This is a genomic window from Trebonia sp., from assembly GCF_049794275.1.
GTDB lineage: Bacteria > Actinomycetota > Actinomycetes > Streptosporangiales > Streptosporangiaceae > Trebonia.
Genome location: NZ_JBARCR010001066.1, coordinates 1 through 2,941, shown reverse-complemented (window position 1 = coordinate 2,941; position 2,941 = coordinate 1). Strand labels below are relative to the sequence as shown.

The following is a 2,941-nucleotide window of genomic DNA, read 5'->3' as shown; positions in this document are numbered from 1 at the left end:
CCATGGCGGCGGTCAGCAGCCCCGGCCGGCCCGCCGCGACGACCACGATGTCGGCGGCGCGGGTGTGCGCGGCGAGGTCCTTCGTGCCGGTGTGGCACAGCGTCACGGTCGCGTTCTCGGAGCGCCGCGTGAGCAGCAACCCGAGCGCCCGGCCCACGGTAATGCCGCGGCCGACCACGGTGACGTCGGCGCCCGCGATCTCCACTCCGTACTGGCGCAGCAGCACGACGATGCCGTGCGGCGTGCACGGCAGCGGCCCCTCCTCGCCAAGCACGAGCCTGCCCAGGTTGACCGGGTGCAGGCCGTCCGCGTCCTTCGCGGGGTCCATCAGGTGCAGCACGCGCTTGTCGTCGAGCCCGGCAGGCAGCGGAAGCTGCACGATGTACCCGGTGCAGGCCGGGTCCTCGTTCAGCTCGAGGACCGCCTCCTCGACCTGCGCCTGGCTCGCGTCGGCCGGCAGGTCCCGGCGGATGGAGGCGATCCCGACCTGGGCGCAGTCCCGGTGCTTGCCCGCCACGTACGCGTGCGACCCCGGGTCCTCGCCGACCAGGATCGTGCCAAGCCCCGGCGTGACCCCGCGGGCCGCCAGCGCGGCCACCCGCTCCTTGAGGTCCGCCTTGACCTGCGCCGCGGTCGCCTTGCCGTCCAGAATCGATGCGCTCAACAAAGCTCCTAGTGATAAAAGTGCCGGACGCCGGTGAAGTACAGCGTCACGCCCGCCGCCTGCGCGGCCTCGACGACGATGCCATCCCGGATGGAGCCGCCCGGCTCTGCCACCGCGCGGACACCCGCTTCTGCGAGTATCTCGAAACCGTCAGGAAACGGGAAATATGCGTCAGACGCGGCCACAGATCCGGCCGCCCGATTCCCGGCTCTGGCCACAGCCAGCCGCGCTGAGTCCACCCGGTTCACCTGGCCCATGCCCACGCCCACCGACGCGCCGCCGGACGCGAGCAGGATCGCGTTCGACTTCACCGCCCGGCACGCCCGCCACGCGAACGCGAGGTCGGCGAGCGTCGCGGCGTCGGCCGGGTCGCCCGCCTTCAGCTCCCACCGCTGCGGATCGTCGCCTGGAGCGTCGAGCTGGTCCGTCGACTGCACCAGCAGCCCGCCGCTGACCTGCCGGAATTCGATGCTGTTTTTTTCCGAACGGACTGGTGCTCCGCGCAGCAGCCGCACGTTCTTCCACTTCCTGGTGAGCACCCTGAGCGCCGCGTCCTCGTAGTCCGGCGCGACCACCACGTCAGCGGAGCTTTCCGTCATCCGGTGGGCCATCGCCGCGGTCACGGTGCCGTTGGCCGCGACCACTCCGCCGTAGGCGGACAGCGGGTCGCAGGCCAGGGCCTTGGCGTACGCGTCGGCGATGTCGGCCCCGATCGCGATGCCGCACGGGTTGGAGTGCTTGATGATCGCCACGCACGGCTCGGCGAAGTCGTAGGCGGCGCGCCGCGCCGCGTCGGCGTCGACGTAGTTGTTGTACGACATGGCCTTGCCGTGCAGCACGTCAGCGTTCGCGATGCCGGAGTCAGCCGCGCCCGTTCGGGAAAAGTAGAGCGCCGATCGCTGGTGCGGATTCTCCCCGTAGCGGAGGACGTCCTTTCGCTCCCACACCGCGGCGGTGACGTCGGGCCAGCCCGTCTCCCGCGCGGTGTCGTCCGGCGCGTACGCGGACGCGAACCAGGACGCGACCGCCGCGTCGTAGGTCGCCGTGTGCGCGAACGCCGCGGCGGCGAGGCGGCGGCGCTCCTCTTCGGTGAAGCCGCCCACGGCGATCGCGTGCCGCGTCTCGGCGTACTGGATAGGACTGGTCACCACCGCGACGCTGGCGTGGTTCTTGGCCGCGGCGCGGACCATGGCGGGGCCGCCGATGTCGATCTGCTCGATGACCTCGGCGTCCTTCGCGCCCGACGCCACCGTCTCCTCGAACGGGTACAGGTTAGAGACGAGCAGCTGGAACGGCGCTATCCCGAGATCCTCGAGCTGCTGCTCGTGGGCGGGGCTGGCCATGTCGGCGAGCAGGCCCGCGTGCACCTTCGGGTGCAGCGTCTTCACGCGCCCGTCGAGGCATTCAGGGAAGCCCGTGAGGTCTTCCACCTTGGTGACAGGGACGCCTGCCTGCTCGATCGCCTTGGCGGTACTGCCGGTGGAGACTATTTCAGTTCCGGCCTCGTGCAGGGCATGGGCCAGGTCCTCAATGCCGGTCTTGTCGTAGACGCTGATCAGCGCCCGCCTGATCGGGATCCGAGTCAACTGCCGATCCTCACTTTCCTGCCGCCGGTCAGTGTCCAGCCATCGCGGGCCATCCTGCCGACCGTGGCGACGAGCAGCGCGCGTTCGGCGACCTTGATGCGCTCGTGCAGCGTTTCCTCGTCGTCGTCATCGTCCACCGGCACCGCCGCCTGTGCTATCACGGGGCCGTCGTCGACTCCCCTGTCGACGAGGAACACCGTGCAGCCGGTCACCTTGACCCCGTAGTCCAGGGCGTCGCGCACGCCGTGCATACCAGGGAACGACGGTAGCAAGGCGGGGTGCGTGTTCAGGCAGCGGCCTCGGAAGCGGGCGAGGAACGCGGCGCCGACGAGCTTCATGAACCCCGCGCAGACGATCAGGTCCGGCTGGTACTCCGCGCACCGGGCGGCGAGCGCCTCGTCCCATTGCTCGCGCGCGGCGAAGTCGCCGACCTTGAGGGTGAAGGCGGGAATGTTCGCCCGGTCCGCGCGCTTGAGCGCCCCGATGCCGTCACGGTCCGCGCCGACGGCGACGACGGCCCCGCCGTACGCCGGGTCCGCGCAAGCGTCGATCAGCGCCTGCAGGTTCGTGCCCTCCCCCGAGACGAGGACGACCAGCCTCGCTTCCATGGCAGCCACAGTAACCGGTACGGCACAATGGGATCCGACATGGCCAAACTTACCGATCAGCAGCCGCCGGCGCGGTATTCGCC

General features: G+C 70.5%; 3 protein-coding genes. All 3 read right to left on the bottom strand.

All coding sequences use genetic code 11. The features are described from left to right. Positions 1-664 (bottom strand): tetrahydrofolate dehydrogenase/cyclohydrolase catalytic domain-containing protein (locus WA805_RS26645; protein ID WP_425243720.1); only part of this gene is annotated, 664 nt, incomplete at its 3' end. Between the two features lie 8 nt (positions 665-672). Next, positions 673-2,250 (bottom strand): bifunctional phosphoribosylaminoimidazolecarboxamide formyltransferase/IMP cyclohydrolase, encoded by a 1,578-nt coding sequence (gene purH / locus WA805_RS26640; RefSeq protein WP_422290785.1) that lies wholly within the window; start codon positions 2,248-2,250, stop codon positions 673-675. Beyond that, positions 2,247-2,858: a phosphoribosylglycinamide formyltransferase gene (purN, locus tag WA805_RS26635; RefSeq protein WP_425243719.1), complete on the bottom strand. Its 612-nt coding sequence runs from the start codon at positions 2,856-2,858 to the stop codon at positions 2,247-2,249. The genes purH and purN overlap by 4 nt, the downstream gene beginning before the upstream one ends. Between the last annotated feature and the right edge of the window lie 83 nt (positions 2,859-2,941).